This window comes from Roseateles sp. P5_B10 (genome assembly GCF_056400485.1).
Genome location: NZ_JBFULE010000653.1, coordinates 1 through 2,993 on the forward strand (window position 1 = coordinate 1; position 2,993 = coordinate 2,993).

General features: G+C 66.3%; 2 protein-coding genes. Both read right to left on the reverse strand.

What is annotated here, in order from left to right; translation table 11 throughout:
• Positions 1-170: 170 nt before the first annotated feature.
• Positions 171-1,124, reverse strand: a complete 954-nt coding sequence (locus tag AC1DU6_RS25445) for an NAD(P)H-dependent flavin oxidoreductase (protein ID WP_477860494.1) — start codon at positions 1,122-1,124, stop codon at positions 171-173.
• An 11-nt stretch (positions 1,125-1,135) separates the two neighbouring features.
• On the reverse strand, positions 1,136-2,923 hold the full coding sequence (locus AC1DU6_RS25450) for an acyl-CoA dehydrogenase (RefSeq protein WP_457349634.1): 1,788 nt from the start codon (positions 2,921-2,923) through the stop codon (positions 1,136-1,138).
• Between the last annotated feature and the right edge of the window lie 70 nt (positions 2,924-2,993).

Below are 2,993 nucleotides of genomic sequence, written 5' to 3' on the forward strand. Positions count from 1 at the left end.
GTAGACGAGGATGGCTTTGGGCTTCAAGGGCATCTGCGGATCGATGAAAACGGTTGGGGGCCGCGATGGTAGCGACGAACCTCCGCGCCTGAGCCTAGGGTTGGTGGGCTCCATCCCACCAAGAAGAACGGCCGCCCGCAGGCGGCCGTCGTGGCAAGCCAGGCGCCGCGTCAGTTCAGCGCCAGGCGCGCCCGCGCTGCCGCGTACTCGCGCTTGAGCCGCGCCACCAGCTCCGCAGCCGGCAGCACCTCGCGCACCGCGCCGATGCCCTGGCCGCTGCCCCAGATTTCCTTCCAGGCCTTGGCCGCGCTGCCGCCAAAGTTCATGGCGCTCGGGTCGCTCTCGGGCAGCTTGTCCGGATCCATGCCGGCAGCAATGATGGAGCCGCGCAGGTAGTTGCCATGCACGCCGGTGAAGAGATTGCTGTAGACGATGTCGTCGCTGTTGCTGGCCACGATCATCTGTTTGTAGGCGTCGGTCGCGCGGGCCTCGTCGGTGGCGATGAAGGCCGAGCCGATATAGGCCAGGTCGGCGCCCATGGCCTGGGCGGCCAGGATGGCGTCGCCGGTGGCCATCGAGCCCGACAGCGCCAGCGGGCCGTCGAACCATTCGCGGATCTCGTGGATCAGCGCAAACGGGCTCTTCACGCCAGCATGGCCACCCGCCCCCGCCGCCACCGCGATAAGGCCGTCGGCACCCTTCTCGATGGCCTTCTTCGCGAACTTGTTGTTGATGATGTCGTGCAGCACGATGCCGCCCCAGGCATGCACGGCGTTGTTCACGTCTTCATGCGCACCCAGGCTCGTGATGACGATGGGCACCTTGTATTTGGCGCAGACCTGCATGTCGTGCTCGAGCCGCTCATTGCTCTTGTGCACGATCTGGTTGATGGCAAACGGCGCGGCGGGCTTGTCCGGATTGGCGCGGTTGTAGGCCGCCAGCGTCTCGGTGATCTCGGCCAGCCACTCGTCGAGCAACTCGGCCGGCCGCGCGTTGAGCGCCGGCATGGAGCCGACGATGCCGGCCTTGCACTGCTCGATGACGAGCTTGGGGTTGCTGATGATGAACAGCGGCGAGCCGATGGCGGGCAGCGGCAGGTTCTTCAGGATGGGAGGCAGGGCCAAGTTGGACTCCGTCAGAAAGCTTCGAGGCTGAGTTCCGTCACGCTGTCGGCGCCATCAATGATGGCGGCACGCAGTGAGCTGGTACGCGGCAGGATGTGTTCGGCATAGAAGCGCGCGGTCACGATCTTGGCGGCCATGAATTCCTTGTCAGTCGCCAAGGCGTCTTCCGCCACCATCAAAGCGCGGGCCAGTTGCCAGCCAGCGACGAGGTTGCCCGCCAGCATCAGATAGGGCACCGAGCCGGCATAGGCCGCATTCGGATTGCTCTTGGCCGAGCCGGCGATGAAGTCGACCACGGCGAGGAAATCCTCACGCGAGGCGCGCAGGGCCTTCAGCACAGCGCGAGCGGCGACGCTGTCGCGCTTGGCCAGTTCGCCTTCCGTCACTTCAATCTGGCCGGCCACGGCGCGGGCCAGTTGGCCACCATCGCGCGCCGTCTTGCGGCCCACGAGGTCATTGGCCTGGATGGCCGTCGTGCCTTCGTAGATGGTCAGGATCTTGGCGTCGCGGTAGTACTGCGCCGCACCGGTCTCTTCGATGAAGCCCATGCCGCCATGCACCTGCACGCCCAGCGAAGTGACCTCCAGGCTCATCTCGGTGCTGTAGCCCTTCACCAGCGGCACCATGAAGTCGTAGAAGGCCTGGTTCTGCTTGCAGGCCTCCGGGTCGGGATGGTGATGGGCCGCATCGAAGGCCGCTGCGGCCGTGCTCGCCATCGCGCGGCAGCCCTCGGTCAGCGCGCGCATCGTCATCAGCATGCGGCGCACGTCGGGGTGGTGAATGATGGCAGCGCTGCCAGCCACCGAACCGTCCACCGGGCGCGACTGCACGCGGTCCTTCGCATAGCCCACGGCCTTCTGATACGCGCGGTCGGCGATCGCAATGCCCTGCAGGCCCACGCCGTAACGGGCCGCGTTCATCATGATGAACATGTACTCCAGGCCGCGGTTCTCCTGGCCGATCAGCGTGCCCACGGCGCCGCCGTGATCGCCGAACTGCAGCACCGCCGTCGGGCTGGCCTTGATGCCCATCTTGTGCTCGATGGACACGCAGTGCGCATCGTTGCGGGCGCCCAGCGCGCCGTCGGCATTGACGAGGAACTTCGGCACGAGGAACAGGCTGATGCCCTTCACGCCCTCGGGCGCGCCGACGACGCGGGCCAGCACGAGGTGGACGATGTTCTCGGCCATGTCGTGCTCACCGTAGGTGATGAAGATCTTGGTGCCGAAGATCTTGTAGGTGCCATCGCCCACTGGCTCGGCGCGCGTGCGCACCAGCGCCAGGTCGGAGCCCGCCTGCGGCTCGGTCAGGTTCATCGTGCCGGTCCACGAGCCGTCCAGCAGCTTGGGGATGTAGACGGCGCGCTGCTCGTCGCTGCCCGCGGTCAGCAGCGCCTCGACGGCGCCATCGGTCAGCAGCGGGCACAGCGCAAAGCTCATGTTGGCCGACTGCAGCATCTCGTTGCAGGCCGCCGCAATCGTCTTGGGTGCGCCCTGGCCGCCGAATTCGGTCGGATGGACCAAACCCTGCCAGCCGCCCTCCGCGTAGGCACGGAAGGCCTGCTTGAAGCCGGGTGTCGTCGTGACCACGCCGTCCTTCCAGCTCGACGGGTTCTTGTCACCCTCGAAGTTCAGCGGCGCGATGACGTCCTGCGTCAGCTTGGCGCATTCCTCCAGCACGGCGGCGGCCGTGTCCAGGCCGAAGTCCTCAAAGGCAGGGACTTGTTTCGTTAGGGTCTCCAGACCGGCGAGGTGCTGGATGTTGAAGAGCATGTCCTTGATGGGGGCGCGGTAACTCATTGGTTACTCCTGAAAGAGGCAAAAAGGGCGCCGCGACAGACGAAGTCGGGGCGCCCGGAGTGCGGTGGCG

Bases quoted from the DNA above. Each gene is read 5' to 3' on its own strand.
- AC1DU6_RS25450 (WP_457349634.1), bottom strand. From the start codon at position 2,923: ATGAGTTACCGCGCCCCCATCAAGGACATGCTCTTCAACATCCAGCAC.